Origin of the sequence: Streptomyces sp. BBFR25, assembly GCF_044590125.1 — a bacterium.
GTDB classification, from domain to species: domain Bacteria; phylum Actinomycetota; class Actinomycetes; order Streptomycetales; family Streptomycetaceae; genus Streptomyces; species Streptomyces canus_D.
Genome location: NZ_CP172447.1, coordinates 8,582,922 through 8,608,949, shown reverse-complemented (window position 1 = coordinate 8,608,949; position 26,028 = coordinate 8,582,922). Strand labels below are relative to the sequence as shown.

General features: G+C 66.8%; 25 protein-coding genes. 18 read left to right on the top strand and 7 right to left on the bottom strand.

Annotated features, from left to right (window positions below; translation table 11 throughout):
* The first annotated feature begins 687 nt into the window (after nt 1–687).
* From ACGH52_RS38705 to ACGH52_RS38695, 3 genes are read left to right on the top strand one after another with little or no spacing between them, the layout of a single operon-like run.
* Complete coding sequence (locus ACGH52_RS38705; protein WP_399946395.1) at nt 688–1,797, top strand: bifunctional DNA primase/polymerase; 1,110 nt, start codon at nt 688–690, stop codon at nt 1,795–1,797.
* Nucleotides 1,794–3,320 carry a phage/plasmid primase, P4 family gene (locus ACGH52_RS38700; protein ID WP_384703732.1) on the top strand — a complete coding sequence of 509 codons (1,527 nt, stop codon included), beginning with the start codon at nt 1,794–1,796 and terminating at the stop codon, nt 3,318–3,320. The genes ACGH52_RS38705 and ACGH52_RS38700 overlap by 4 nt, the downstream gene beginning before the upstream one ends.
* On the top strand, nt 3,317–3,718 hold the full coding sequence (locus ACGH52_RS38695; RefSeq protein ID WP_121704244.1) for a DUF6009 family protein: 402 nt from the start codon (nt 3,317–3,319) through the stop codon (nt 3,716–3,718). Before ACGH52_RS38700 ends, ACGH52_RS38695 begins: the two co-directional genes overlap by 4 nt.
* Before the next feature lie 195 nt (nt 3,719–3,913).
* On the opposite strand, the gene ACGH52_RS38690 is transcribed toward ACGH52_RS38695, so the two are convergent.
* Complete coding sequence (locus tag ACGH52_RS38690) at nt 3,914–4,933, bottom strand: alcohol dehydrogenase catalytic domain-containing protein (protein ID WP_121704245.1); 1,020 nt, start codon at nt 4,931–4,933, stop codon at nt 3,914–3,916.
* A gap of 364 nt (nt 4,934–5,297) precedes the next feature.
* Between ACGH52_RS38690 and ACGH52_RS38685 the strand changes: the two genes are divergently transcribed.
* The 10 genes from ACGH52_RS38685 (at nt 5,298) to ACGH52_RS38640 (ending at nt 13,887) form a co-directional block, all read left to right on the top strand.
* Nucleotides 5,298–5,870, top strand: coding sequence for a TetR family transcriptional regulator C-terminal domain-containing protein (locus tag ACGH52_RS38685; protein ID WP_399946392.1), 573 nt, complete (start codon nt 5,298–5,300; stop codon nt 5,868–5,870).
* Between the two features lie 379 nt (nt 5,871–6,249).
* A complete protein-coding gene (gene wrbA / locus ACGH52_RS38680; protein WP_121704247.1) occupies nt 6,250–6,861 on the top strand; it encodes an NAD(P)H:quinone oxidoreductase in 612 nt (203 codons plus the stop codon).
* Nucleotides 6,862–7,120: 259 nt separating this feature from the next.
* The gene (locus ACGH52_RS38675; RefSeq protein ID WP_121704248.1) at nt 7,121–7,411 is read left to right on the top strand and encodes a muconolactone Delta-isomerase family protein; all 291 of its coding nucleotides are present in this window, start codon (nt 7,121–7,123) and stop codon (nt 7,409–7,411) included.
* Nucleotides 7,412–7,490: 79 nt separating this feature from the next.
* Nucleotides 7,491–7,862 carry a nuclear transport factor 2 family protein gene (locus ACGH52_RS38670; protein WP_121704249.1) on the top strand — a complete coding sequence of 124 codons (372 nt, stop codon included), beginning with the start codon at nt 7,491–7,493 and terminating at the stop codon, nt 7,860–7,862.
* Nucleotides 7,863–8,158: 296 nt separating this feature from the next.
* Nucleotides 8,159–8,881, top strand: a complete 723-nt coding sequence (locus tag ACGH52_RS38665; protein ID WP_121704250.1) for a molybdopterin-dependent oxidoreductase — start codon at nt 8,159–8,161, stop codon at nt 8,879–8,881.
* Nucleotides 8,829–9,542 carry a cytochrome b/b6 domain-containing protein gene (locus ACGH52_RS38660; protein WP_121704265.1) on the top strand — a complete coding sequence of 238 codons (714 nt, stop codon included), beginning with the start codon at nt 8,829–8,831 and terminating at the stop codon, nt 9,540–9,542. The genes ACGH52_RS38665 and ACGH52_RS38660 overlap by 53 nt, the downstream gene beginning before the upstream one ends.
* Before the next feature lie 279 nt (nt 9,543–9,821).
* The gene (locus ACGH52_RS38655) at nt 9,822–10,667 is read left to right on the top strand and encodes a Bax inhibitor-1/YccA family protein (RefSeq protein WP_238696973.1); all 846 of its coding nucleotides are present in this window, start codon (nt 9,822–9,824) and stop codon (nt 10,665–10,667) included.
* Between the two features lie 412 nt (nt 10,668–11,079).
* Nucleotides 11,080–12,129: an LLM class flavin-dependent oxidoreductase gene (locus ACGH52_RS38650; protein WP_121704252.1), complete on the top strand. Its 1,050-nt coding sequence runs from the start codon at nt 11,080–11,082 to the stop codon at nt 12,127–12,129.
* Nucleotides 12,122–13,174 (top strand): LLM class flavin-dependent oxidoreductase, encoded by a 1,053-nt coding sequence (locus tag ACGH52_RS38645; protein ID WP_121704253.1) that lies wholly within the window; start codon nt 12,122–12,124, stop codon nt 13,172–13,174. The genes ACGH52_RS38650 and ACGH52_RS38645 overlap by 8 nt, the downstream gene beginning before the upstream one ends.
* 11 nt (nt 13,175–13,185) lie before the next feature.
* On the top strand, nt 13,186–13,887 hold the full coding sequence (locus tag ACGH52_RS38640) for an NADPH-dependent F420 reductase (protein WP_399946384.1): 702 nt from the start codon (nt 13,186–13,188) through the stop codon (nt 13,885–13,887).
* A gap of 35 nt (nt 13,888–13,922) precedes the next feature.
* On the opposite strand, the gene ACGH52_RS38635 is transcribed toward ACGH52_RS38640, so the two are convergent.
* Nucleotides 13,923–14,666 (bottom strand): TetR/AcrR family transcriptional regulator, encoded by a 744-nt coding sequence (locus ACGH52_RS38635; RefSeq protein ID WP_121704255.1) that lies wholly within the window; start codon nt 14,664–14,666, stop codon nt 13,923–13,925.
* A 42-nt stretch (nt 14,667–14,708) separates the two neighbouring features.
* Between ACGH52_RS38635 and ACGH52_RS38630 the strand changes: the two genes are divergently transcribed.
* A complete protein-coding gene (locus ACGH52_RS38630) occupies nt 14,709–16,271 on the top strand; it encodes a GMC family oxidoreductase (protein ID WP_238696971.1) in 1,563 nt (520 codons plus the stop codon).
* Between the two features lie 228 nt (nt 16,272–16,499).
* Here the strand turns inward: ACGH52_RS38630 and ACGH52_RS38625 are convergent, their stop codons facing one another.
* On the bottom strand, nt 16,500–17,759 hold the full coding sequence (locus ACGH52_RS38625) for an AI-2E family transporter (protein ID WP_399946381.1): 1,260 nt from the start codon (nt 17,757–17,759) through the stop codon (nt 16,500–16,502).
* 164 nt (nt 17,760–17,923) lie between these two features.
* Here ACGH52_RS38625 and ACGH52_RS38620 point away from each other — a divergent pair, with 164 nt between their 5' ends.
* Nucleotides 17,924–18,844 (top strand): LysR family transcriptional regulator, encoded by a 921-nt coding sequence (locus tag ACGH52_RS38620; protein WP_247700363.1) that lies wholly within the window; start codon nt 17,924–17,926, stop codon nt 18,842–18,844.
* 52 nt (nt 18,845–18,896) lie between these two features.
* On the opposite strand, the gene ACGH52_RS38615 is transcribed toward ACGH52_RS38620, so the two are convergent.
* Nucleotides 18,897–19,634 carry an SDR family oxidoreductase gene (locus ACGH52_RS38615; protein WP_121704259.1) on the bottom strand — a complete coding sequence of 246 codons (738 nt, stop codon included), beginning with the start codon at nt 19,632–19,634 and terminating at the stop codon, nt 18,897–18,899.
* 271 nt (nt 19,635–19,905) lie between these two features.
* On the opposite strand from ACGH52_RS38615, the gene ACGH52_RS38610 reads away from it, so the two are divergent.
* Complete coding sequence (locus ACGH52_RS38610; RefSeq protein ID WP_399946377.1) at nt 19,906–20,508, top strand: GPP34 family phosphoprotein; 603 nt, start codon at nt 19,906–19,908, stop codon at nt 20,506–20,508.
* 172 nt (nt 20,509–20,680) lie between these two features.
* Entirely contained in the window at nt 20,681–21,706 is a 1,026-nt protein-coding gene (locus tag ACGH52_RS38605; protein ID WP_121704261.1) for an alcohol dehydrogenase, read from the top strand.
* A 64-nt stretch (nt 21,707–21,770) separates the two neighbouring features.
* On the opposite strand, the gene ACGH52_RS38600 is transcribed toward ACGH52_RS38605, so the two are convergent.
* The 3 genes from ACGH52_RS38600 to ACGH52_RS38590 form a co-directional block, all read right to left on the bottom strand.
* Nucleotides 21,771–23,231, bottom strand: a complete 1,461-nt coding sequence (locus ACGH52_RS38600; protein WP_399946374.1) for a dihydrolipoyl dehydrogenase family protein — start codon at nt 23,229–23,231, stop codon at nt 21,771–21,773.
* A gap of 208 nt (nt 23,232–23,439) precedes the next feature.
* Nucleotides 23,440–24,153, bottom strand: coding sequence for an SDR family NAD(P)-dependent oxidoreductase (locus ACGH52_RS38595; RefSeq protein WP_121704263.1), 714 nt, complete (start codon nt 24,151–24,153; stop codon nt 23,440–23,442).
* Between the two features lie 504 nt (nt 24,154–24,657).
* Nucleotides 24,658–25,125 carry a MarR family winged helix-turn-helix transcriptional regulator gene (locus ACGH52_RS38590; RefSeq protein ID WP_210975773.1) on the bottom strand — a complete coding sequence of 156 codons (468 nt, stop codon included), beginning with the start codon at nt 25,123–25,125 and terminating at the stop codon, nt 24,658–24,660.
* 327 nt (nt 25,126–25,452) lie between these two features.
* Between ACGH52_RS38590 and ACGH52_RS38585 the strand changes: the two genes are divergently transcribed.
* Nucleotides 25,453–25,929 carry a MarR family winged helix-turn-helix transcriptional regulator gene (locus ACGH52_RS38585; protein ID WP_210975772.1) on the top strand — a complete coding sequence of 159 codons (477 nt, stop codon included), beginning with the start codon at nt 25,453–25,455 and terminating at the stop codon, nt 25,927–25,929.
* Nucleotides 25,930–26,028 lie beyond the last annotated feature (99 nt).

Below are 26,028 nucleotides of genomic sequence, written 5' to 3'. Positions count from 1 at the left end.
CCGCTCACGCCTTTCATCCGGCCTCGGCACATCAGCGGTCCGTCGATGCCTCAGGACCCAGAGACACCCCCCACGGATCATCAACAACAACGGGGGGAAGGCATGCCGGACCCGAAGGCCGGAGGCCCCATTGCGGAGCCACGAAGAAGATAACGGGGGTGCGGCTGCACGGTTCCAGTAGCTCCAGGAGGCAGGGGCAACCTTTGACTGTTTCTGACCGAATCTCCGGCTTCAGTCGCTTCGGTCGCTTGAGTAGCTGCGGCAGTCCTGGCCCGAGACTGAAGGATAGCGACCCAGCGACTGTTCAGTCGCTCCTCTGAGTCTGGGGAAAACCGCAGGTCAAAGACGTGATCAAGAGGAGAAAGCGACTGAAGCGACTGAAGTTTGGGGTATATGAAGACATTGGCGTGTGCGCGTGTGTGTCATATATAGGAAGCTTCAGTCGCTTCAGTCGCTGCTGGTCCAGCTATATGCTTCTTGACCTGTGGTTTTTGTCCGCAGCTGAAGACAGCGACCGAAGCATGTTCAGTCGCTGCCTCACCCTGTCGGTCGCTCAGGTCTCCTCCACAGTGACCGTTCACCGACACGCATCCGCACGTCTTACGCATAGGCTCCATGACCTCACCGGCCACGTTCGCTAGGCTGTGTCCATCATTGAGTCGCTTCGGTCGCTGATTGGGGATAAAGATGCCCGCTGAGCTGCGGTTTTCTCGCAGTGACTCAGGGGAGCTCGATCCGGGGCGCTCAGTCGCTGACCTTGCTGTGGCCACGGCGCGATGGTGCGCCCGCCGGGGTTGGCCCGTTCATCCACTGGCCCCGGGGCGGAAGACCCCAGCGGCAAATTGCAGCGACTGCCGAGCTCACCCGCATCCGCCGGCCGCCTGCGCGTGTATCCCGGCAGGCCGCTGGTGCCACGGGTTCCACTCCGCGACATTGGACCAGGACCGCATCCAGCAATGGTGGCGGGCCAATCCCAGGTTCGGTATCGGTGTCTCGTGTGGCCGTGCGGGATTGGTCGTCATCGACGTCGACGCCCACCTGGTCCAGCCACCCACCCGTGACCGCATCCTTCCGGGCATCCCCATTGCCGAGCACATCGATCTCACTGGGCTGGCCAACGGATTTCACACGCTTGCTGTTCTGGCTGCTCTGAGGGGCCAGCCAAGCCCCGCAGACGACGCCTCCACCCTGAGGGTGCGCACTCCGTCAGGCGGCCTCCATGTCTGGTACAGGGCTGTGGATCACCGGCGGTGGCAGTCGTCTGTCGGTTCCAGTTCCGGCCGAGCTCTTGCCTGGCAGGTGGACATCCGAGCACACGGGAGCTACATCATCGCCCCCGGCACCATTACGCAGCACGGGGTGTACGAGCCCGTGGGAAACGTCCGCGAGCCTGCGCCCCTCCCTCTTTGGCTGGCGCAGGAACTTGAGAGGACCGGTCATCTGCCCGCTCCCAACATCCCCGCTCCCCGACCTGTGCCTCCGCGGGCCAGAGAGGCCGTCCTGGCGGCGGGAGGCCAACACGGGCGCCAGCTCGTCGTTTCCGTCCTGGCGCCCGTGGAGAGCTGCGGACAGGTGACCGAAGGGGCCGGGTTCTCTGACGCGCTCAATCGGGCTGCGTACACCCTCGGCGGGCTTGTCGCAGCCGGTCGCCTGCTGCAGGAAGAAGCCGAACGCGCCCTTACTGAAACCGCGGTCGCGGCCCGCCCAGGTCAGGAGCGTCGCATCGAGCAGATCATCCGCAGCGGACTCACCGCGGGTCTCAAACGTCCGCTCCACGACCATGGGAGGCGCCCATGACGGCGCCGCGCTCAGAGGCACTGTTCGAGTTCGATCCAGAAGCCGTAGCTGCTCAGATCCGCGCTCAGGGCACCGCTGCCGTGCCGCGTCCCACCCAAGCCGAGGCGGGCCGAACGCTCGTCGGAGAGGCGACGGCTGATGGTCTGCTGCCCGACACCCTGTCCGACCGAGGCAACGCCAAGCTGTTCGTCAAGCTGTACGCCAACGATTACCGGCACGTGCCTGGCATCGGCTGGTACCGCTGGGACACGACGCGCTGGCAGATCGACGAGGACGACACCGTTCTCTGGGCCGCGGGTGACCTCGCGGAGAGCATTGCCACCCACGACCCCCGGGGGACTTTCACGACGAACGCCCTGCAGAACCACCGGCGTCGTGCGCTGTCCACCACAGGCATCAACGCGATGCTCTCTCAGGCCAAGTCAGCCCCTGGCATGGTCCTCAACGCTGCCCGTCTCGACGCGGACCACTATGCGCTGTGCACCCCCGTCGGCATCGTCGATCTGCGTACAGGGATGCTCAAAGCCCCGGATCCGAACAAGGACTTCCATTCTCGGTCCACCACCGTAGGGCCGCTGCACACGGTCACACCTCGTTGGGAGAAGTTCCTCACCGACACCTTCGGCGACGACGCCGAAGGCCGAGAGATGATCGACTACCTGCAGCTTCTGCTGGGCTACTCGCTCACGGGCGACGTCGGCGGCCAGGTCCTGCCCTTCCTCTTCGGATCCGGCAAGAACGGCAAGTCCGTCCTGCTGGACGTTCTCATGAAGTTGCTCGGCGACTACGCCGACGCGGCGCCTCCCGGCTTTCTCATGGCGCGACCGTATGAAGGGCATCCCACCGACCTGGCCGAGCTGCACGGGCGACGTGTCATTGTGTGTTCCGAAGTGAAGCCGGGTGACAAGTTCGACGAAGCCCGGGTCAAGTTGCTGACCGGCGGCGACCGTATCAAGGCCCGTCGCATGCGCCAGGACTTCTTCAGTTTCGAACCCACTCACAAGCTGTGGCTGCTGGGTAACCACCGTCCCGAAGTGGGCACCGGCGGCTTCGCCTTCTGGCGTCGCATGCGGCTCATCCCCTTCGAACGGGTCGTTCCCGATCACAGGAAGATCGACAACCTCGCGGACATCCTCGTTACGGAGGAAGGGGCCGGCATCCTGGGCTGGCTCATCGACGGTGCGCGGCGCTACCTCGCGGGCAGCCGGGATCTTACCGGTCCGGAACGCGTCCGTATCGCCACCAGTGCGTATGCGGAGACCGAGGATCACACCGGCCGGTTCTACGAGGAAAGCTGTGTGCTCGGTCCTGACCTGCGAGCAGAGCAGACGGCGCTCTACGCCGCATACAAGACGTGGTGCCAGAATGAAGGAGCACCGGTCATGACCTCGAGGGCCTTCGCTGCCCGCACCCGGGAACTCGTGGGGCTGGCCTCGCCTAAGGAGATGATCCTGTCCAATCAGCGGAAGCATTACCCGGGCATCGGACTGCTCGCCGACCAGGAAAGGGCTGCAGGCTCATGAGCTCCCTGATCACAGAGGACGAGATCAGCCACGAGACGCAGTTGGTCTGGCTGGAAGACGTCGACGACCTCGATTACGTCCGCCAGAGTCTGGACAGGCTGCCCACCCGCAAGGGAAAACCGCCCTACCACCGTGACGGGCGCATGGTGGGTTACGCCCTTCTCAACACCACCGCGAAGGCATCCCGCGCTTCCGGTACCTTCCGCCGCCGGGTCTTCTGGCTCCTGCCGCACGATCGTGACAGCCAACCGGACGGCTTGTACGCGAAAAGCGCTCCCGCCGAGGCGGTCGATCCTCGGACGTTGGAGCCTCGCGTCAAGGGCTACAAGACCGAGCGTTCAGAAGGCGGCCCGCCCTCCAGTGCCATGCAGCAACTGGGGATAACGCTGCCGCTGTGACGGGCTGTCGCCCGCCGCTTCCCCCAGCAGGGGGTGCGCATGGTGCCCGTACACGGTCCCGCACTCATGCAGCCGAGCTGGAACCCGTCGGGGCCACGCCCGTGTAGAACGTGGCCCCGTGCTCAGTGCTCAAGCCGACCTGCTGCCCGGGCAGAGTCGGCTTGGTACCTGATCGCCGGCTTGCAAGTGCCTGCCTCAGGCAGCCGTTACGTCGAGCACGACCCGGAAGCGGGCCTTGCCCGACAGCATCCGCTCGTACGCCTCCGACGCCTGAGCGAAAGGCATGACCTCGACACTGGGCCGAATGTCGTGCGCCAGGCTGAAGGCGAGATTGTCCTCGTTCTCGATGGAGGACCCGGTCAGACTGCCCAGGATGGTGTGCGTTCCGAAGATCAGGTCCGGGGTGGCGATCGTCAGCGGGTCGGGTGTCGCACCGACCACGACCAGTTTCCCTTGCGGGGCAAGGCCTCTGACCAGAGGATTCATGGACTCGCCGCTCGTGGCGGTGGCGACGATGAGTGAAGCTCCGCCACGCGCCGCAAGCTCCGTTCCAGGGTCGGTGACAGTGCTGTCGATGTACACATGGGCTCCCAGCTCACGGGCGTACGTCTCCTTCTCCGGGCCCCGGGCGATCGCAGCGACGCGGTAGCCGAGGCTGCGGGCGTACTGCACGGCCAGGTGCCCCAGGCCACCGATCCCCTGGACGGCGACGAGGGCCCCGGCCCTCGTCCCGGCCTGCTGGAGAGCGGTGAACGTGGTCAGGCCCGCGCACAGGAGGGGTGCGGCGTCGATCGCGGAGAGACCGTCGGGGACACGCACCAGACCGCTGGCCCGGGCATGGACGACCTCGGCATAGCCCCCGTCGACGGTGGTGCCCGTCTGCTCCTGCTGGAGGCAGTTGACGAAGTCACCGCGTCGGCACGGTGCGCACTCCCAGCACTGCCCGTTCAGAAAGCCGACGCCGGCTCGGTCCCCGACCTGCCAGGCGGAGACTCCCGTACCGACTGCTTCGATGACCCCGACGATTTCGTGCCCAGGAACGACAGGACGCGAAGGATCTTCGCGCAGCCCTTCGACGGCCAGGACGTCGGTGTGGCAGATCCCGCATGCTTCGACGCGTAGACGTACCTGACCCGGTGCCGGGTCGGTCAGCCGGCGTTCGACCAGCCGGAGGTTGCGGACACCGGTGGCTTCGAAGGCCCGGTAGGTCGACATGCTTGCTCCTGTGTGCTTCTCGGACTGCGCAGGGGAGGGACCGGCTTCGGGGACATCGGGGAACCGCCGTTTTGAGTCTGGGATCCGACAGGCGTACGGGATTGCACCCGAGTAAAAATGACCGGTCTACTTAAACACTAGCCCATACGGTCGGGCCATGCGGCCTCCGCTCGCAGGCTCGCGGGGGAGTCCACCGTGTCGGCGGCATCACACCCCCGGCAACGGCTCCGCGCGCGGTGCATAGACTGATGAGGCCGGTCGCCCCCGATGGCTGCCCGTGGGCCGAGCCGCCGGCTGCTGGTCGCCGGCCCACGTGGTGTGACGGTGGAGGGGGACGTGATCCGGGACTCAGGAGGCGAGAGGCATGGGACGAGTGTCAAACCGCGAGGAGATCGCCGAGGCGGCGTTCCGGCAGTTCCACGCGAGGGGTTTCAACGCCACCGGCATTAACGAGATCACCAAGGCCGCGGGCGTACCCAAGGGCTCCTTCTACAACTACTTCTCCAGCAAGGAGGAGAGCGCCCTGGAGGCCCTGAGCCGTTACGGGGACTCGCTCCGGTTCGACATACTCACCTCGCGGGACCGCCCCCCGTTGGAGAGGCTGCGAGCCCACTTCGAGTTCCTCAGTGAGGACCTGCTGGAGAACGGCTTCGTCCGTGGCTGCCTCGTGGGGAATCTCGGCGCTGAGGTCGCCGATCACAGCGAAGAGATCAGGACCGCGGCCAAGCGCGGCTTCGACGGATGGGCCACCCGACTGCGGGAACTGCTCGCTGAAGCCCAGGAAGCCGACGATCTCGACGACTCGATCGACGTCGAAACCACCGCACTGTTCATTCTCAGCGCCTGGGAGGGCACGCTGATTGCCGCGCGGATCGACAAGTCCGCGGCCCCCGTGGAGGCGTTCTTCCGCACGGTCTTCGGCGGGATTCTGCGCTAGGGCCTGTCTGACAATTCCCGCCTGCCTCGCGACGCCATGCACGCACTCTCGCCGCACCGGGCGCAGAGCCAAGTACATCCAGTACGACGCTCTACGCCCGGCACGCCGAGAGCACGCACCTGACGCCGCGAGGCCGCCCTTCGGGCGACGGCGGGAATTGTCAGACAGGCCCTAGTCCGCGACTGCCCTCGCAGCGGCTGTCAGGCCTCCTCCGTACTTTCACCGGCCAGAACGTCGAGTCGGCCGCGCACCGAGGGGGCCGGGGGAGAGCGGGTTGAGGCCGATCCGAAAGGACCGCTTGACCTTAGGCGACCGGTCGTCTAGTTTAGGAGACCGGTCACCTAGTGGTGGTCGCCCAACTCATCGAAGGAACGTTTCCATGCCCACTCCGGTCAAGCTCGCCGTCGTCTACTACTCCTCCACCGGCACCATCACGGAGATCGCCAAGGAACTCCACGAGGCCGGCGTGAAGGCCGGCGCCGAGGTTCGCCTTCTCAAGGTCGCGGAACTCGCCCCACGCGCCGCCATCGAGTCCAACCCCGCCTGGGCTGCCAATGACGCAGCCACCGCCGACATCCCCGAGGCGACTGCCGACGACATCGAGTGGGCCGACGCCGTCATCTTCGGCACGCCGACCCGCTTCGGCAACGTGTCTTCCCAGCTGAAGCAGTTCATCGACACCCTCGGCGGCCTCTGGGCCGAGGGCAAGCTCGCTGACAAGGTCTACAGCGGTTTCGTCTCCTCCGCCACGGCTCACGCCGGTCAGGAGTCGACGCTCCTCGCTCTGTACAACTCGATCCACCACTTCGGCGGCCTCACCGTCACGCCTGGCTTCACCGACCCGAACAAGTTCACCGACGGTAACCCCTACGGCACCTCACACGTCGACGGCCAGGGCGCCAACCCGGTCGACGACGTCACGCGTACCGCCGCCCGCATCCAGGCCGAGCGGGTCATCAAGATCGCCGGCGCGATCAGGGCCGCTGCCTGACAGTGGGCCGTGTCGATGCCGGCACGGCGCGTCCGTTCCACGGGCCGGGTCCCTGATCTCCAGGGCCGTCAGGCGTACGGGATTCACTCCGTCGGCTTTCGACGCCCGGCCCCACGGCGCAGGCCGATCACGGACCGGTACGAGCCGGTGGACTATGAATCTGTTGCGCCCCATTGACCGTCGGCGGGCACCTTGGTCGCCAAGGCTGGTGACCACCCATCGGTTCCCCCGCCGCCGCCACATCAGAGAGGCATGAATCATGCAGGAGTTCATGGTCGAACTGACCACCGTCGTTCCCGAGGGAACCGACCCTGCGGAGGCCGACCGGCGTCGTGCTCAGGAAGCCGTCCGTGCCGGGGAACTGGCTGCTCAGGGCCGCTTGTTCCGACTGTGGCGCCCGGTCGGCGAGCTGCGCAGCGTCGGTATCTGGCGTGCCGACGACGAGGCAGACCTGCGTGCGAACGTACTTGGGTCCCTGCCCCTGTGGCCCTGGATGAGCGCGGTGATCACGCCGTTGCAGTCACACCCCAACGACCCGGGCCGAGCCTGAGCCCTCCACGGGTGCCCATACGCACGACCGACCCCGAGGTGGTCGTTGACACGCCTCGACGAGACGACGAGGAATCCTGATGCAGAGTACTGAGACACACCGGAGCGTCCTGCGGAGCGTCATGGACCGGTGGAAGGCGGCGGTCGACGCCCACGCACCGCAGGAGGTGGCCGCATGCTTCACCGAGGACGCGATCTTCCAGGGGCTACACCCCTACAGCGTCGGACGCGCGGGTGTCGCCGAGTACTACGCTTCCCAGCCCTTGGGTCTGACGGCGGAGTACGAGGTGCTCGAGACGCGGGAGCCGGCTGAGGACGTGCTGGTCGGATACCTCGGAGTCGATTTCTCCTTCGTCGACCGCCCGACCATTTCCGTCAATCTGAGCGTCGTGCTGAGGCGCCTCGACGGAGAGTGGTTCATCAGCCACTACCAGGTCTCGAAACTCGACTGAAACGGCAGGGGAGGCTCGAGGACGGCGGCCGCAGCGAGGGGGACGCACGCGCTCGTGCAGCCGTCCCAGGTCCGCGGCCGCCCTGATGCCGTCGGGGGCGACCGTGGACGGGCAGCGAACACGGAACGTCTTCGACGTAGTTTGTCATGTCCGCGTCCATCGAGGTATCACCGCCGTCCGGGTCGGGGCGTGAGCTTGACGGGAGCCCACGTTGACAGTCAGGGGAGAGCCGTGCAAACATGCGTCACCGTTTAAAACGGTGACTCGTTAGTGGTGATACCTGGAAGGACGATGACATGGCGAAGAAGATGCCGGGGGAGAGCAGAGGTGCTCCCGTGGGCCGTCGTGCCTTTCTGGGCACGGTCGCCGCCGGAGCCGCGGCCATCGTCGCGGCTCCCGCGCTGCAGCGAGGCTGGGAGGGTGCCCTCGGCGCCGCTTCGCAGGTCGACGCGACCGGACTGACCGGGCTCCTGCCCAACCCCGGGGGCTTCCGGTACTACAGCGTCGTCGGCTCGGTTCCGCACAAGGACGAGACCAATTACCTGCTGCGCATCGATGGTCTCGTGGACCGGGCGAGGACCTACACGCTGCCCGAGCTGCGGGCCATGCCTCAGACCCGGGTGGTGCACGATGTCTTGTGCACCGACGGCTGGCGTGTGGACAACACCCCGTTCTCCGGAGTCAAGCTCGCGGACCTCCTGGAGGCTGCGGGCATCCAGGGGCGAGGCGCGGCCGTGCGGTTCACCTGCTTCGACGGCGCCTATACCGAGAGCCTCACTCTGGAGCAGGCACGTCGCTCGGACGTGCTGGTCGCGCTCGACATGCAGGACAAGCCCCTGACGCACGAGCACGGAGGACCGGTACGCCTCTTCGTAGCGCCCATGTACTTCTACAAGTCGGCCAAGTGGCTCTCCGGAATCCAGGTCACCGACAGGGTCGTCCCCGGCTTCTGGGAGAAGCGCGGCTATGCGGTGGACGGCTGGCTCGATGATGCGGACCGGCGCAGCAATGCCGCCTGAGCCGGACGACCGGGTCCGTCGGTTCGGTTACGTTCAACGCATGATCCATCGCACGACCGCGTGGCTCATGCTGACTTGTCTGGCCACCGCAGCCTGCCTCTACCTCGGCCCTCTGGCGCAAGTGGTCGGCCGACGCCACCTGGTGGCGGCCGTTCACGAATGGTCAGGCGTATGTCTGCCGCTGCCGACGCTGCTGGGGCTGTTCCACCCGTCCTTCCGTGCGGACCTTCGGCGGCTGAACCGCTTCGCGGTGTACGACCGGCAGTGGCTGAGAGCCGTCCGCAAACGTCGTACCTCCCCGCAGGACCGGCCTGCCGGAAAATTCAACGCAGGCCAGAAGATCTTCGCGGGCTGGATCGCGGGGGCGGTGGTGATCATGATGTTCACGGGTCTTTTGATGTGGTTCGCGGGACTGCTGCCCTTCATCTCGCGCACCAGCGCCATCTTTGTCCACGATTTGCTCGCCTGGCTGACCGCTGCCGTGATCATCGGGCACATGCGCAAGGCTTATCAAGACCCTGAAGCTCGGCTGGGGATGCGGTCGGGATACGTCAGCGTTGCCTGGGCCAGGCGGCATCATTCGAGGTGGCAGCCGGTGCGGGAAGATCGCTCGCACCCGGAAGCGGACGACCGGAAGAACAGCCAGGGGACGCAGGCGTAGCACCCTGAAATGGGCTGATCGCACAGAGTCGAGTGCCGCTCGCGACGAAGAGACGCGCCTTATCGGGCGATGTAGCATTGTCCCGTTGAGATCTCGGGGCCTGCCCACAAGAGGCGGGGACGCCGCGTCTGATCGCGGAAGTAATTCACCCAATAAAAAACGGCTCTCGAAACCGAGCTCCGACCCCGGGCACCATTCGGCGTGCCGGCCGCCCGCTCTTCGTTACGCCGTGAAAGAAATAGAGCGGGAAACCACATGGCCTACTCAGCTACCCGAACCGTGAAGAGTTCGAACCCCGTGCTGAAGCAGTGGCAGCGAAACAGCGCTCCCACAGTGGACGACGGAAAGGCTGCCCTTCGCCCGGACACGGCCGAGATACCACCCGAGCCCGTGGTGAGCCTGAGCAAGGCACCTTCCTCTCGGCGCGCCGATACGGCCGTGATGACGATCAACGACGTAGTCAACCGAACGGCTTTGACCCTAGGGCTTGCTGTCGCCGTCGCAGTCGCGGCATGGGCGCTGTTCCCCGCGAACTCCGCCAACCCGGGCGGTTCCTACGGAACGGCGGGCGCTGCCGCGCTCGTCGCCCTGGTCCTCGGGCTCATCCAGGCATTCGCTTCCCGGCCGATGCCGCTGCTCATCCTCGGTTATGCGGCCTTCGAGGGACTGTTCCTCGGCATCATTTCCAGTGCCATTGCCCATTCGCTCTCGTCCGGCGCGGTCATCCAGGCGATCGCCGGCACCATGGCCGTGTTCGTGGCTGTGCTGATCGCGTACAAGTCGCGCTGGATCCGCGTCACTCCTCGCTTCTACCGGTTTGCCATGGCGGCCGCATTGGGCTTCCTGGTTCTCAACCTCGGCAACCTTGTGTTCGCCGCGTTCGGGGCGGATGGCGGTCTCGGGTTCCGAAGTGGCGCGTTGGGCGTTCTTTTCGGCCTCGCGGGTGTCGTGATCGGTGCTTGCTTCCTCGCCCTGCACTTCAAGCAGGTCGAGGACGGCATCGCCGCGGGTGCGCCGCGCGGCGAGGCATGGCTGGCTGCGTTCGGACTCGTCGTCACTCTGGTCTGGATCTACGTCGAAATCCTCAACCTCTTCACCCTCATCGAGGAGGACGACATCTACTGACCCCTGGCCAGGTGTCCTGTACCGGTCTCCGGCACACACGAAGAATCAGGATCCTGCAATGTTCAGCATGCTGCGGGGAAAACGATGCCTCCGAGAGGGAGAAGAGCCGGAAACTGCGGAGAATCACTACAGACGCGCAGACGTGGAAGCCGGCTGGCCCAACGCCTCGGTCGTCTGCTTCTGGAGCAGTACCGTGGTGTCCTTCGGTTACGGTCCCGCCGGACTGTTTCCCCCGGGTGGGGTACGCCCCACGCGGCCATGAGTGCGAGGCCCACGACGACGAGCCCCGCCCGGCTCTGGTGTGAGCCAGGATACTGCCCGGTTGATTGACGAATCAAGCACTTCCTGACATTCTTGCAACGTCAAGCAATTGGGGGCGAGTAGCCCAGCGAGAGCGGTCACGGGAGGCGCCATGGAGGCCAACGCCTTCGAGATCGGCCTCAACTCCTTCGGAGAGGTCGCCACTGACAACCGCCGGACACTCGACGACGCCGAGACCGTCCGCCTGCTCATCGAAGAGGCCAAGCTTGCCGAATCCTCGGGGGTGGACATCTTCAGCATCGGTGAGCACTACCGTTCGGGCCACGTCGACAGTGCCCCTCCCGTACTGCTTGCCGGGATAGCCACAGCCACCGAGCGGATCCGCCTTGGGACGTCAGTCACCGTCCTGAGCACCAACGATCCTGTACGGCTCTATCACGAGTTCTCGACGCTCGATGCCGTGTCCGCAGGACGTGCCCAGGTGGTCCTCGGCCGTGCTTCGGCCACCGAGTCCTTCCCGTTGTTCGGCTACGACCTCGCCGACTACGAGACGCTTTTTGAGGAGAAGCTCGAACTGTTCACGCGCCTGCAGCGGGAGGAGCAGGTGACGTGGGCGGGCGAGACCCGGTCACCGGTTACCGGGCAGGTACTGCGGCCACGGATGCGCCCCGGTGGGATTCCCACCTGGATCGGTGTGGGCGGCAGCCCCAGCTCGGTCATCCGTGCTGCCCGCCACGGTCTGCCCCTCATGCTGGCCGTCGTCGGCGGCCGCCCACAGCGCTTCCGCAGTCACGTGGACCTCCATGACCGGGCACTGCGGCAGTTTGGGCAGGAGCCGCAACCGGTGGGCCAGCACTCCCTCGGTCTGATCGCAGACAGCGACGAGGAAGCGGTCGAGACGTGGTGGCGGTATTGGGAGCCGGTCGCGCGCCAACTCGCGCAGGAGCGCGGTTTCCGCGAGCCGGACCGCAAGCGCTACGAGGCCGAGGTGGAACACGGTTCGCTCTTCGTCGGATCGCCAGAGACCGTCGCACGCAAGATCGCCGCGACGGCACGCGACCTCCGCCTGAGCCGCTTCGACCTCAAGTATGACGTTATGCATCTGCCCCGCCAGGCCCGCGCCCGCACCATCGAACTGCTGGGCCGCGAAGTGGCCCCGAGGGTGCGGGAAATACTCAGTGAGGAACTCATACATGTCTGACCTCGTATTCGGCCTGGATACGTTCGGCGACGTACCCGTGGACGACTCGGGCGCGCTCGTCTCGCACGCCAGGTCCATTCGCCAGACCGTCACCGAGGCGGTGCTCGCGGACGACCTCGGAGTGGACGTCCTGGCACTGGGCGAACACCATCGTCCGGAGTACTCGGTCAGCACGCCCGAGACCGTTCTTGCGGGCATCGCCACCCGTACCAAGCGCATCCGCCTGTCCTCAGGCGTCACCGTCCTCAGCTCCGACGACCCCGTGCGGGTCTTCCAGAGATTCGCGACCCTGGACGCGCTGAGCGACGGACGGGCCGAGATCATCCTCGGCCGTGGTTCCTTCACCGAGTCCTTCCCCCTGTTCGGCTATGACCTCGCCGACTACGACGTGCTGTTCGAGGAGAAGCTCGACCTCTTCGTCCAGTTGCTCGAAGAGAAGCCGGTCACCTGGAAGGGGACCGTCCGGCCCGCCCTGGACCATGCGGAGATCTACCCGACGACCGAGTCGGGGCACCTGACGACCTGGGTGGGTGTGGGTGGCTCTCCCCAGTCCGTGGTGCGTACGGCCCGGCACGGCCTCCCGCTGATGATCGCCATCATCGGCGGTGCCCCGTCGCGCTTCGCCCCCTACATCGACCTGTACGAGCGCGCGACGGCGCAGTTCGGCACCACGGCGTACCCGGTCGCCATGCACTCGCCCGGGTTCGTCGCCGACAGCGACGAACAGGCACGGGAAGCGCACTGGCCGGGATACCGAGTCATCCGGGACCGCATCGGCGCGCTCCGCGGGTGGCCGCCGGTGCGCCGAGCGGAGTACGAGGCTGAGATCGAGCAGGGTTCCCTGTACATAGGCTCGCCCGAAACGGTCGCGCGCAAGATCGCTCGCACCGTCAGAGAACTGCGGGTCGGTCGGTTCGACCTCATCTACACCGCGGGTTCCCAGTCGATCGGCGACCGCCTTCGTTCCGTCGAGCTCTACGGGTCGCGTGTTATCCCCATGGTCCGTGAGATGCTCGCCGACCGGCCCGTGCGAGGAGAACGGTGAATAACGTCCCTATGCGTACCATCGGCATCCTGGGTGCCGGAAAAGTCGGAACGGTACTGGCCCGACTGGCTGTCGGGGCCGGCTATCGGGTACTCGTCGCGGGGTCGGGTACCCCGGACAAGATCGCCCTCACCGTCGAGGTCCTGGCCCCGGGGGCCACCGCGGTCTCCTCGGTCCAGGCCGCGGCCCTGGCCGATGTGGTGCTCCTGGCCCTTCCTCTCAGCAAGCACCGGGACATCCCCGTGGACGCATTGCGCGGCAAGCCGGTCGTGGACGCGATGAACTACTGGTGGGAGGTCGACGGGGTGCGCGACGACTTCACCGCCCCGGGTGTGTCGACCAGCCAGCTCGTCCAGAAGTTCCTGGTCGGCTCGAAGGTGGTCAAGGCCTTCAACCACATGGGGTACCACGACCTCGAGGACGGGGCCCGTCCGGCCGGCTCGGCCGGACGCAAGGCGATCGCCGTGGCCGCCGATGATCCTGAGGCTCGAGCCGTCGTGGCGGGCCTGGTCGACGACCTGGGGTTCGACCCGATCGAGGCGGGCTCGCTCGCGGACGGCGTGCGTCTGCAGCCGGGGACGGAACCGTTCGGAGCCAACGTCGGTGCCGAGGAACTGCACGCCATGCTGGAACGCTTCTCCGCGACGGAACGCGGCCGCGAGACCGCCGCGGCCCGGGCGGCCGCATCAACGCCAGCCGGCGGCGTGCACTGAGCGCCGTCTGTCCCAACACTCTCCAAGAGCGCAGCTCAGCCCGTCCCGGACGGCGCGTCGGCCAAGCGGTCGAGCAGTTCCCGGAGCAGCAGCCCCTCGCCCGGGCTGAGGACCGTGGCTTCCGTCGTGTCCAGCGCTGCCCGCAGTGCCATCGCCGGCCCCGCGGGCCCGGCACCGGACAAGTCCGTGTAGCCGCCCTCCGCCGGTGGGCGAACGATCGCGGCCAACACCGCCTCGCGGGTCGCCTCCGAGACCGCCAAGTCGCGCGTAGAGGAGTCGAGCAGCGTCATGACGACTCCGACGCCTCCGGCGTGCATCATCGCCGCGGCACGTTCGACGCTCATCCGCAGGTGGCCGAGCGCGCCCACCCGGGCGACCATCCGCCGGAGTTCCGACACCGCCTCACGCCCGGCGCGTGAGAGCCCTACGGACCGCACGTGCCCGAACACAAGGCCGTAGTAGGCGGGCTGCATGAGACCGAACCGGACGTGGAGATCCCAGGCGGCGCGCAGGTCCGCGACGGGGTCGTCGCTCCGAGGAAGCCCGCTCTTCGCCCGCAGGTACGTCTCGAAGCCGTACTCGCCCACGGCCTCCAGGAGGCCGTCCTTGTCCCCGAACAGGCGAAAGATCGTCGGGGGAAAGACGCCAGCACGCGATGCCACCGCCCGAACGGACATGGCGTCCAGCCCCTGGTCTTCCAACAACCCGGCGGCGGCGAGAACGATCTTCGCGGAGAGCGCCCCCGTCCGGGATCCTTCATCCTCGCCCTCAGCAGCCATGGTCCAACGGTAACGGACATCACGAACCAATGGTTCGGATCAGTGTTACTGTCATTTTGTAGCCATTGGTTCAATAGAGGACGTATTGGTATGTCCCCACTTTCCACGTACGACTTCATACTCGTCGGCGGTGGCACGGCCGGTTGCGTGCTTGCGGCTCGGCTCACCGAGGACGCCGAGGTCCGCGTTCTGCTGCTGGAGGCGGGAGACCCCGACCTCCCGACCGCTGCGGCACACCCCCCGTCGTGGCCCTTGCTCGCGGCATCCAAGGCCGCCTGGGGTGACGTCACCGTCGCGCAGAAGTCCTCCGGCACACCCGTTGCCTTGCCACGGGGCAAGGGACTGGGCGGCTCCTCCTCGATCAACGCCCTCGTATTCACGCGCGGCCACCACTCCAGCTACGACGCCTGGAGCGACCACGGAGCCAAGGGGTGGACCTTCGACGACCTGCTGCCCTATTTCCAACGGAGCGAACGGTCGACGGTGCGGGGAGCCGAGGGCCGCGGGACGGCCGGCCCCCTCGTCGTCGGACCGGCAGCCGAGCCCAACGACGTGCTGCTCGCTTGTCTGGCGGGGGCCGTCGAAGCAGGGCAGCACCGGGCCCACGACATCAGCGGCGGCCTCGAGGAGGGCTTCGCGCCGGTCGATCTCAACATCGTCGCCGGACGGCGGCAGAGCGCGGCCGACGCCTATCTCACGCCCGTGCTGAACCGCCCGAATCTGCATGTGATCACCGGGGCGACCGCACACCGGCTCACGTTCGAGGGCACGCGCTGCACCGGCGTGGAATACGGCCACGCCGGCCGGGTGCACACCGCGGTGACGACGAACGAAGTGGTGCTCACGGCCGGCACCATCGGCTCCGCCGAACTCCTGCAGCGCTCCGGCATCGGCGCCGAAGAGGATCTCCGACAGGCGCACGTGGGCCTCTTCCACGCGCTGCCCGGTGTGGGACACAACCTCCATGACCACCCGCGGGCCAACCTGGTCTACCGCGCGCAGCGGCCCGTCCCCGCCGCGCGCCACAACCACGGGGAAATCCTGGGCCTGCTACGCAGCCCAGCCTCCTCCGACGGCCCGGACCTGCAGATCATCTTCATCGACATCCCGGTCCCCAACCCCGTTCTCCCCGTGGACAACGGCTTCACCATCGGAGTCTCACCCATGCGTCCGGCGAGCCGTGGCTCGCTCAGGATCACCTCGTCCGACCCGTACGCGCCCTCACTCATCGACCCCAACTACTTCGCCGAGGAACAGGATGTTCGTGCGGTGCTGTCCGGCATCGAGACCGCGCGCACCATCGCGTGGACATCCGCGCTGGGCGAATGGGGGATCGAAGAGGTGAGTCCGGGGCTCACGGCCGTGGACGAACAGTCGATCGCTGCCCACGTCCGCAACCACTTCACCTCCTACTGCCACCCTGTGGGGACCTGCATGATGGGAGAGGACGAGACGGCCGTCGTCGACTCCCAGCTCCGGGTCCGCGGACTCGACGGCCTGCGTGTGGCCGATGCGTCGGTCATCCCCTCGATCCCCTCCAGCAACACGAACGCCACCGTCTACGCCATCGCCGAGCGGGCCGCCGAACTGCTGCGTGGCATCTGACACCCGGGTCTACGGCGCAGCCCACCATGGGGCTCGCGTGAACCTCCGGGGGCCCGTCACCCGTCTCCACAGTGGAAGAGCTCCCGTCGGCAGAGTGCGGATCGGCTGGTTCTGGCGGCGGGAAGGTGGCCGTCCCGCATGCACTTCCCCCGTATGCGGGGCGACCACCGCACACCGCTCGTCGTGTCGTCGGGCGCACGGCGCCCTCGCCGTTTCGGACCGCCGATTTCATCTGCCGTGAGCCGCCCGCTCCGCCGCTGGCAGCTCTTCGGCTCCGCCGGGGTGCAGGAGTGCGCCGACCATGGTGTTGAGCACCGCCACAAGGGGAACGGCCACAACGGCGCCGCCGATACCGGCGACAAGTCCTCCCGCGGCCACCGAGAAGATGATGCCCAGCGGGTGCACTCGCACGGCGCGGCCGAGGATGAAGGGCTGGAGGATGTGACCCTCGAGCTGCTGCACACCAAGCACAATGACCAGCACCAGCAGGGCCGTGAACACCCCCTCCGTCACGAACGCCACGACGACGGCCAGTGCTCCTGAGACAACCGCGCCGACCAGGGGAACGAAGGCTCCCAGGAAGACGACGACGGCGAGTGGCAGCGCCAGGGGCACACCCAGCACGAAGATACCCAGGCCGATACAGAGGGCGTCGATGAACGCAATGACGACGGTGCCGTGCACGTATGCCGTAAGAGTGCGCCAGGCATGAACGCCGGCTCCGGCCAGCTTGGGCCGTGCCGAGGCCGGGACCCACTTGAGGCTCCATGCCCAGATGCGCGGCCCGTCGTAGAGGAGGAACAGCGTCGAGAACAACGCCAGCAGTGCCCCTGTCAGGAGTTCGACGAGAATGGTGACGCCGTGGATGCCGACGTCGGTGAGTCGCTGCCTGCTGGACCCGATGCTGTCGCGCAGCATCCCGGTGGCATCGTCGAGCTGTGATTCCGTGACGTGAAACGGCCCGTCGGCGAGCCACCGCTTGAGATCGTCAGTACCGTCCTGCAGGCGGTCGGACAGTTCACCGACATTACTCATCACCTGCCAGGCCACGAACCATCCGACGAGCCCCAGAAGGACGAAACCGCACAACGCCGTCAGGACCGTCGCCGGCCCCTTGGGTACCCGGTGCCGGTGAAGCCTGGCCACTGTGGGCTGAAGCAGCGCGCTGATCAGCAGAGAAGCGACGAAGGCGAACACGATCACGCGCACCGAGCCCAGGGCCCGCGCCACCACCCACACACCGGCGGCGACGACGAGGAGACGCCAGACCACCTCGGCAGCCACGCGGATCCCCCACGGGACAGCGTCTGCCGGGCCGGGCCTGGCGACGGCGGTGGGAGCGGAGACCGGAATCGCCCTGTCCGGCACCCGTTGCGGTTCGTCCGCCGCGACTTCGCGTCGAGCACCGGCACCGGGGCGCCTGAACCATTTCCCGAATCGGACTACCACGCTTGTTCCTCGGTTGGGAAGCACAGGCCCGACGGCCATCGTTCCCCTACGGGAAGACGGCTCGGACGATCTCGGGCTCGGTGTCACGTCTCCTATCGACCCTTGCCCGGGCACTTCCCTCACCGAGCGACCAGGCCGATAGATCACCTTGATGGGCCAGTCCATCCAATGGCGCTCCGAGGGGGAAGACACGCCGGGATACCATGACGACCGTGGAGCTGCGCCAACTGCGGTATTTCGTTGCCGTTGCAGAGGAACTGAACTACGGACGCGCCGCAGCTCGCTTGCGCATCGCGGGCCCGTCCCTGTCGCAGCAGATCAAGGCCCTCGAACGCGACCTCGGCGTACAGCTGTTTGACCGCGACCGCCGCTCGGTCTCGCTCACGAGCGCCGGCGCGTTGCTGCTCCCCGACGCCCGGCTCCTTCTGTCCCGTGCCGACGCTCTTCAGCATCGTGCCCGCCAATTGTCGGGTTCGAAGCCACTACGACTGGCCTACGTCCACTGGCTTCCGCCCGACCTGAATGCCCGGACTTCCGCGGTGGCCCAGGTACACATCGACCCGTGGGTCGCGCCCTCCCACACCCAGACGGCCCGGGTGGCCGACGGCAGCCTCGACCTGGCCGTGTGCCGGGTGCGAACCGGGGACCTGGAAGCGTTCGGTCTGCGGTCCGCCCTGCTCGGCGTCGACCGACTGCACGCAGTCTTCTCCCGGCCGGGCGCAGAGGAAGTGGCCGCCGAGGACACGCTCCTCCTCCTTGACGAGGACACCACGTGGAGGTCCTGGAACACGTACGCCGAGCAGGTGTCCCGCGCGACGGGAGCCCGATTGAGACGGGTCTTCGGCAGCAGCCTCACTGGACCGGAGTTCTTCGATCACGTACGCCACAGTCACCGGCCTGTCATCAACAACCCCAAGAACCAGAATGTCCCCCTTCCCCCCGACCTGGTACGCGTGACCGTCGTCAGGCCGCAACTCTGCTGGACGTGGTCCCTCGTATGGCGAAGGGACGATGACCGTGCCGAGGTCCGAGCCGTCGTCGAAGCGTTGCGTCCCGACCCGGACGACGTCCGGGTGCGCGGTCCGGCCGCCTGGCTGCCCGACGACGACCCTCACATCCGCTAGCCCTGGGGTGCACCGACGGCCCGCAGCTCGATCACCGAATCGGGTCCGGTCATCACAGCAACTGCTGCCCGCCGTCGATGTCGTACGTCGCCCCCGTCAGGGCCTCGTTGTGCATGATGTGCAGGGCGAGATCGGCGACGTCCTCCGGGCCGACAACTCGACGGATCGGCAGTGTCGACCGCAACTCCTCACGTCGCGCGTCGAGTTTGTCGGCCAGTAGGGAAGCCGAGAGCGGCGTGTCGACGAAACCCGCTGCGATGAGGTTGACTCGGACCGGAGCCAGTTCCAGCGCCAGGTTGGCGGTGAGAGCCGGCAACGCCGCGGTGAGCGCGGCGATGACGGTTCTCCCGACGCCGGGGCGTCGGCCGCCGGTGCCTCCGACGAAGAGCAGCGTTCCGCCCGCTCGCATCCTGTCCCGGCCGTACTTGGCGATCGCGAGAGTCATGGCGAGACGTTCGCCGAAGTGACGGCTGGTTTCGACGAGGTCCATCTCGGCCAGCGGCAGGTACGACGGCCCGCCGGCGGTCGACATGACGTGGTCGACGGGGTGCGGCAGATCCTCGAAGAACTGCTGGACGCGACCGGTGTCCGTGGCGTCCAGAATGGCGGTGGACAGCGGTTGAACGTGCGCTGCCGCCCGCTCCAGCCGCTCCGGGTTCCGCCCCACCAGGACTACCTGACCACCTTCGGCGCGCACACGACGGGCGGTCTCCAGGCCCATCCCTGAGCTGCCACCGATCACCACGACCACCTGATCGGCCATGCCGGGCTGCTTCTTCTCGGGGCTCATATGCGTGCCCTTGCTCGTGTAATCGCTCAGAAGGCAGGCGCCACCAGACTGACGATGGCGTCGGTGCAAAAGTACCCTGGGGTGGAAACCGGCACCACTCGAGGACGGTGACCGGCAGGCAAGCAACGACACTTGCGCCTATTGTGAACGCGAGATATGCCGAAAGTCTCCTCTTTGGACCGCACGCTATTTTTCGTACTCCTCATGCCGTATCGGCCGGCCAACGAATGCGCTGACGCTCGTATCTTTCAACGTCCGCTACGGAGTCGCTATGGGAACAGCTCATGACCTTTCGGCCCTCGCTGCCTCTCCTGACGCCGACCCCGGCCTCGAGGAGGGTGACCTGTCACTGGCACTGGCAGGAGCCGAATTGCTGGATCTCGTCGGTGTGCAGGCCGTCCTCCTCGTGAGCGACCGAATCCTGCCGCTGGTCTCACCACGCCACGTGGACCTGATGCTGGCGGAGGCTGCATCCAAAATCGTCCAGGATTCTCCGTACGAGACTGTGGAGAACTGGCTCTGGCGCCGTGGACGCGACCTGGCCGCACGCTACCGCGCCGCTGTGGAAGTAGCGGCACCAGGTGACTCGACCTGGTCCTACCGGCATCCCTTCCGTCGTGGCCATCCGATGGTGGTCAACCCCTTCGTACTGCGTCACGGCATCGACCGACTCGAATCTGGTGAACCCCTCCTCGTCGGCCTTGCCGCCGCAGCGGGAATGGCCGAGGCGCCGACGGATGAGTCGGACGGCCTCACCGACGATGAAGCCTTCATCCTGGCGGAAGTCCATCGGGCCATCACCCAGCTGGCCGCCGAACGGCAACGCCGGTCCGTGGAGCAAGGCGCCTACGACAACATCTGGCGAGCTCCTTGAAGCCACCCCGGGAGCCTGCGACGGTTGCTGGACGGCATCTTTTGCCGGACGGACCGGCTGGTGGTGCCATGGAAGCAGCCCGTGCCGAAATGACGGACCCGGGTGGACTTCGGTCCGAGCCCATTCCCTGACTGTCACGGCCTGCATAGACCCCTGTGATGCGGAGAGTGCCATGGATACCTATCGAGCCGCGCAGGTCGCGGAACCGAACGGACGATTCGACATCGTCGAACGCGAGGTGGTCAGGCCGGGACGCAACCAGGTCCGGCTGTCCGTCGACGCTTGCGGCATCTGCCACAGCGACGACTTCTTCGTCAGCGGGACCATGCCCGGCGTACGCTTCCCACTGGTGCCGGGACATGAGGTGGCGGGACGAGTCGAAGAACTCGGCGAGGGTGCCGATGCCTTCGGCTGGAAGGTCGGAGACCGGGTGACAGTGGGGTGGTTCGGCGGCAGCTGCTGGCATTGCACTCCCTGCCGGCAGGGCGACTTCATCGTCTGTGAGAACCTGAAGATCCCAGGCTGGGCCTACGACGGTGGATTCGGCGAGTCCATGGTTGCGCCGGTTGACGCCCTGGCCCGGATCCCCGACGTGATGTCCGCGGCGGAGGCGGGCCCCATGGCATGCGCAGGGGTCACCACCTACAACGGCTTGCGGCGAAGCTCAGCCGAACCGGGTGACCGCGTGGTGGTAGTGGGCCTCGGTGGTCTCGGGCATCTTGCTGTGCAGTTCGCCGTGGCGATGGGCTTCGAAACGGTGGCCGTCGCCCGTGGTTCGGAAAAGGCCGAGCTGGCACGCAGCTTCGGCGCCCACCACTACGTGGACAGCACGGGGGAGACCCCGGTCGCAGAGGCGCTGCAGTCCCTGGGCGGTGCCAAGGTGGTGCTGGCCACGGCCGGGAACTCCGACGCCATCGCGGCGACGGTCGACGGTCTGACGCCCCGTGGTGAACTCGTGGTCATCGGTGTCTCTCCCGAACCCCTGGGCATCAGTCCCCTCCAGCTCATCCTGCCGGGCCGCGTCGTCAGAGGTCACCCCTCCGGCACTGCGCAGGACGTGCAGGACACCATGGACTTCAGTGCCCTCCACGGCATTCGCCCGACGGTGGAAGTCGTACCCCTGAGTGAGGCCGACGCCGCCTACCAGCGGATGCTCTCGGGTGAGGCCCGTTTCCGGATGGTCGTCGCCCGAACCTGAGCGCACTTCCGGACGACGCCGAAGAGACCCATCCTCGGACGAGGGTGGGTCTCTTCATCCGGTACTACGACTCGCTGCGGGCGCCGTCGCGGTAGGTTTCCAGGATGCGCAACCACACTTCACTGATGGTGGGAAACGCGGGCACGGCGTGCCACAGTCGGTCCACGCGCACCTCACTCGTGACGGCGACAGTCGCCGAGTAGAGCAACTCCTGCGTTCCAGGGCCGACGAAGGTCGCTCCGACCACCGTCTGGAGGTCGGCGTCGATGAGGACACGTGCCTTGCCGAGGTACTCATCGGAGAACTGGACGGCGCCGGCGACGCCGCCGATGTCGTAGTCCACGACGTTGACGTGGCGGCCGGAGCGTTCCACATCTCTGGTCGTCAGGCCGACGCTGGTCACCTCAGGGGTGCAGAAGACCACTTGGGGCACCGCGGCGCTGTCGGCGGTGGGGGAGTGCGCGCCCCACCTTCCGTCGTCGAGTGGCTGGTCCTTGGCGCGCGCGCCGATCACCGCCCCGGCGATACGCGCCTGGTATTTGCCTTGATGGGTCATCAGCGCACGGTGGTTGACGTCGCCGACCGCGTAGAGCCAGCCGTCGGCGACCTCTGTAACCAGGAACGAGTCGTCCACGCCGAGCCAGTCGCCAGGGGTCAGCCCGACCGTTTCCAGTCCAATGTCCGTCGTGTGCGGCGCGCGCCCCGTCGCGACCAGGATCTCGTCGGCCACCAAGGTCTCCCCGTTGGTCAGGGTGACCCTCACGGGGCCGTCGCTCCCTTCCTCACGTACGACCTCGGTCGCTGAGGTGTCGAAGCGGATGTCGACACCAGAGGCGCGCAGAGCATTGGCCACCATCTCGCCCGCGAACGGCTCCATGCGGTTGAGCAGCCCGCTGGTTCCTCGTACCAGCATGGTCACCTGCGAACCGAGGGCCCGCCATGCCGTGGCCATTTCGACGGCCACCACACCGCCGCCCAGCACGACGAGCCTGTCCGGTACGTGCCGGGCGGCGGTCGCTTCTCGGTTCGTCCAGGGACGGGCTTGCCTGATGCCCGGAACGTCGGGGAAGGCGGTGGTCGTTCCCGTACACACCCCCACAGCGTGGCGGGCTGTCAGGCGTACCGAGCCTCCGTCCGCGGTCTCGACCGTGACCTGCCGTGGGCCGTCCAGCCGGCCGTGGCCCCGGATCAGGTCCACGGAGACCGAGTCCAGCCAGTCCACCTGGTCGTCGTCCTGCCAGTACGCGGCCATCTTGTCGCGATGAGCGAGTACCGCGGGGACGTCCAGGGGTCCTTCCACCGCACGCCTCAGCCCGGGGACGTGACGTGCGTCCGCCTGTGCCACCACGGGACGGAGCAGGGCCTTGCTCGGTTCGCACGCCCAGAACGAGCACTCGCCGCCGAGGAGCTCGTTCTCCACGATCACAGTGGTCAGTCCCGCGGCTCTGGTGCGTTCGGCGAGGTTTTCCCCCGTAGGGCCGGCTCCCAGGACCACTACGTCGTAGACGCGAGAAGCGCTGTCCATTCCTGCTCCCAACCTTCACTCGAGTCGGCAGCCGACGCCAGGCGGCCGCAGCAGGGGCGCCGAGTACGCATCCGCTCACACAGCGCTTGTCCATCCTCCTCCAGGTGGATGAAGCTCGCTCGGTGAATGGATCAGGCGAGCGGGTCGCGGTTCCGCAGGCTGTCAGCGGGGCGGTGCGGCCGGGGTGGTTCCGATGGGGGCCCGGTGGTCAGTGTCCTGCTGTCTGGCCACCGTCGACCGGCAGGATCGCCCCAGTGACGAAGGGAGCGTTCTCCAGATAGATCACCGCGTCGGCGATGTCGCTGATCTCGCCCATGCGGCCCACCGGGTGCAGTTTCGCGAGCGTCTCGTGGTGCTCTTCCGGGTGCATGGGGGTCTTGATCGTGCCGAGGGCCACTGCGTTGGAGCGGATGTTCCTGGACGCGTATTCGATGGCCAGGGCCTTGGTGGCGGCCTGCAGACCGCCCTTGGACAGGGATGCCAGCACGGAGGGAACACTGGAGTTGGGGTGGTCGACCAGGCTGGTGGTGATCTGTACGACGTGGCCGCCTCCCTGCTTCAGCATCTGCTCCACTGCGAGCTGGGAGATACGGAAGAAGCCGGCGACGTTGACTCCGAGCACCGCGTTGTAGTCGGCCTCGGTGAAGTCGGTGAACTCCTTCGAGAGGAAGATACCCGCGTTGTTGACGAGCGTGTCGATGCGGCCGAACCGTTCCAGGGCGGCGGCGATGACGCGCTCGGCGGTGGCGCGGTCCGCGATGTCACCTGGCACGGTCAGGATGTTGTCGTCCTGAGAGTCGGTGATGGTGCGCGAAGTGGCCACTACGGCCCAGCCCTGCCTGCGGTAGGCCTCGACAAGACCCGCGCCGATGCCCTGCGATGCACCGGTGATGACGGCGACCTTCTGCCCGATGTTGCTCATGATGCTCCTTCGGTGAGTGATCCGATCACTAGTCGACCGGTCACCTAAAAGTAGACGACCGGTCGAGTTGAGTCAACAGCAACGGCGATCCTGGCCCGCGACACCGCCGCTGCTCACGTGAAGAAGGTGCGGCGACGTGGCCCGTGCCACCCGCGGTGCCGAAGACGAGGGATCTTTGTCGTCGAGGATCACCATCGCAAGCCTCTTGGTCCGAGAGCCAGGTCGGATGCGCGGCGCAACCGGGACTCCTGGCCTCACCTGGCTGCCCTGTCGGTGGGTCGATCGTGCGGGCGGCATGCGGCAGGGGCACCTTCGCGAGCCCGGCACACCGCCCTCGGGGGGAGTCTTCCACAGGCCGGGGGCATCCTCACTTCACCGGCATTCGGTGCAGGCATGGCCGTGCCGGCCGGAGTGCCCACTGCCTGAAGGCCGGCCCGGCGGGGGCGCGGAGCCGCTGGCGTGCTCCCCGGTGATGACGTTGTCGCCGTAGGGGGACGTGCACGATCACATGGCGACCCTCTGCAGAGCGGCAGCGAGAGACTTGAAATCAATGCCGGCCAGGTGGTCGAGGAAGTGGCGGCGCACGGCCGCCAGATTCGTCGGCCAGGCCTCTTCCAGCCTTGCGAGGCCGGCGTCGGTGAGGGCCGCGTGCCAGCTGCGCCCGTCGTGGTCACACCTCACCCGCCGGATGAAGCCCTCCTTCTCCAATCTGTGCACGACCCGAGTCGTGCCGCTGAGCGACATCTCGCATGCCGTGGAGAGGTCACCCATGCGCAGACGGCGTTCCGATGCCTCTGACAGATGCATCAGAGCCAGGTACTCCGTGGCGGACATCCGCTGCTCTTGCGTCATGTCGGCGTCGATGGCACGCGGCAGGGCGTAAATCAGGTGGGGGAGAGCGCGGATGATGGCCTCTTCATCCTCATTCAGTGGTCGCGCCGCGTCCTCGGACGGCGTCGGCTGGGACGTCATGGGAGAGCTCCTGTCTGGAGGGGAAAGCCGATCAACCGGGCGCCCACATGTGGCCTCGCCCAATCCATTCGTGCCCCTGACGGTGCGGTCCGCGGCGCATCACCTGCGGCCTTCGAATGTCACTATCGGCCACTTCCCCATGAGTTTAGCTTGTTTGACGAAGCAAGCTTACACGATTTATACTGCTTGCATAGACAATCGTTCCGAAGGGGTCGGGTATGCACAGGTGAGCAGGGACGCGTCAACCGACTCTGGTTGCGGCCGGGATGCGCCGCTGTGATAAGGAACCTCTGATCAGTCTCCTCCGACGAACAGAAGTGTGGGGCAATGACAGGAACCGCGGCCCAGCCGTATCCCCCTGAGCGAGAACTGCAGCCCCTCACCGCGGACGAAGAGGCCGTGGTGAGGGCGCTGAGTCGTGTCATTTACGCTCTGCCACGCGCCATTGACGCGGACATGATACGAGAACAGCGCCTGTCGCTCATCGAGTACCTGGCTCTGGCGAACCTCTCCGAGGCCGCCGACCGGAAGCTGCGCATGAGCGACCTCGCCGCCGCCGTGGAGATGTCGTTGAGCGGCATGACGCGGCTGGTCACCCGACTGGAAAGCCAAGGGCTCATTCAGAGGGTCAAGTCATCACGCGACGCTCGTGGCTCGAACGCCATCCTGACCGATGAGGGCTTCGCCCGCCTGGAGGCGGCCTGGCCTTCCAACCTGGCCGCACTGCGCCGCCACTTCCTCGACCACTTGACCGGCCTGGACCTCAAACAGCTCGCGGTGGCCTTGCGGAACATCGCCACGTGAAAGAGCTGCCACGGCGTTGACGCGGCGGGATCCACCGGCTGTGCCGACGCCGTGGGGCGCACTACGAGCCGGGCAGCACTCGGTCCTCCGGGACCAGCG

Excerpts from the sequence above, each read along its gene's own strand:
- ACGH52_RS38705 (WP_399946395.1), top strand. The coding sequence starts at position 688 with ATGCCCGCTGAGCTGCGGTTTTCTCGCAGTGACTCAGGGGAGCTCGAT.
- ACGH52_RS38700 (WP_384703732.1), top strand. The coding sequence starts at position 1,794 with ATGACGGCGCCGCGCTCAGAGGCACTGTTCGAGTTCGATCCAGAAGCC.
- ACGH52_RS38695 (WP_121704244.1), top strand. The coding sequence starts at position 3,317 with ATGAGCTCCCTGATCACAGAGGACGAGATCAGCCACGAGACGCAGTTG.
- ACGH52_RS38690 (WP_121704245.1), bottom strand. The coding sequence starts at position 4,933 with ATGTCGACCTACCGGGCCTTCGAAGCCACCGGTGTCCGCAACCTCCGG.
- ACGH52_RS38685 (WP_399946392.1), top strand. The coding sequence starts at position 5,298 with ATGGGACGAGTGTCAAACCGCGAGGAGATCGCCGAGGCGGCGTTCCGG.
- wrbA (WP_121704247.1), top strand. The coding sequence starts at position 6,250 with ATGCCCACTCCGGTCAAGCTCGCCGTCGTCTACTACTCCTCCACCGGC.
- ACGH52_RS38675 (WP_121704248.1), top strand. The coding sequence starts at position 7,121 with ATGCAGGAGTTCATGGTCGAACTGACCACCGTCGTTCCCGAGGGAACC.
- ACGH52_RS38670 (WP_121704249.1), top strand. The coding sequence starts at position 7,491 with ATGCAGAGTACTGAGACACACCGGAGCGTCCTGCGGAGCGTCATGGAC.
- ACGH52_RS38665 (WP_121704250.1), top strand. The coding sequence starts at position 8,159 with ATGGCGAAGAAGATGCCGGGGGAGAGCAGAGGTGCTCCCGTGGGCCGT.
- ACGH52_RS38660 (WP_121704265.1), top strand. The coding sequence starts at position 8,829 with ATGCGGTGGACGGCTGGCTCGATGATGCGGACCGGCGCAGCAATGCCG.
- ACGH52_RS38650 (WP_121704252.1), top strand. The coding sequence starts at position 11,080 with ATGGAGGCCAACGCCTTCGAGATCGGCCTCAACTCCTTCGGAGAGGTC.
- ACGH52_RS38645 (WP_121704253.1), top strand. The coding sequence starts at position 12,122 with ATGTCTGACCTCGTATTCGGCCTGGATACGTTCGGCGACGTACCCGTG.
- ACGH52_RS38640 (WP_399946384.1), top strand. The coding sequence starts at position 13,186 with ATGCGTACCATCGGCATCCTGGGTGCCGGAAAAGTCGGAACGGTACTG.
- ACGH52_RS38635 (WP_121704255.1), bottom strand. The coding sequence starts at position 14,666 with ATGGCTGCTGAGGGCGAGGATGAAGGATCCCGGACGGGGGCGCTCTCC.
- ACGH52_RS38625 (WP_399946381.1), bottom strand. The coding sequence starts at position 17,759 with ATGGCCGTCGGGCCTGTGCTTCCCAACCGAGGAACAAGCGTGGTAGTC.
- ACGH52_RS38620 (WP_247700363.1), top strand. The coding sequence starts at position 17,924 with ATGACGACCGTGGAGCTGCGCCAACTGCGGTATTTCGTTGCCGTTGCA.
- ACGH52_RS38615 (WP_121704259.1), bottom strand. The coding sequence starts at position 19,634 with ATGAGCCCCGAGAAGAAGCAGCCCGGCATGGCCGATCAGGTGGTCGTG.
- ACGH52_RS38610 (WP_399946377.1), top strand. The coding sequence starts at position 19,906 with ATGGGAACAGCTCATGACCTTTCGGCCCTCGCTGCCTCTCCTGACGCC.
- ACGH52_RS38605 (WP_121704261.1), top strand. The coding sequence starts at position 20,681 with ATGGATACCTATCGAGCCGCGCAGGTCGCGGAACCGAACGGACGATTC.
- ACGH52_RS38600 (WP_399946374.1), bottom strand. The coding sequence starts at position 23,231 with ATGGACAGCGCTTCTCGCGTCTACGACGTAGTGGTCCTGGGAGCCGGC.
- ACGH52_RS38595 (WP_121704263.1), bottom strand. The coding sequence starts at position 24,153 with ATGAGCAACATCGGGCAGAAGGTCGCCGTCATCACCGGTGCATCGCAG.
- ACGH52_RS38590 (WP_210975773.1), bottom strand. The coding sequence starts at position 25,125 with ATGACGTCCCAGCCGACGCCGTCCGAGGACGCGGCGCGACCACTGAAT.
- ACGH52_RS38585 (WP_210975772.1), top strand. The coding sequence starts at position 25,453 with ATGACAGGAACCGCGGCCCAGCCGTATCCCCCTGAGCGAGAACTGCAG.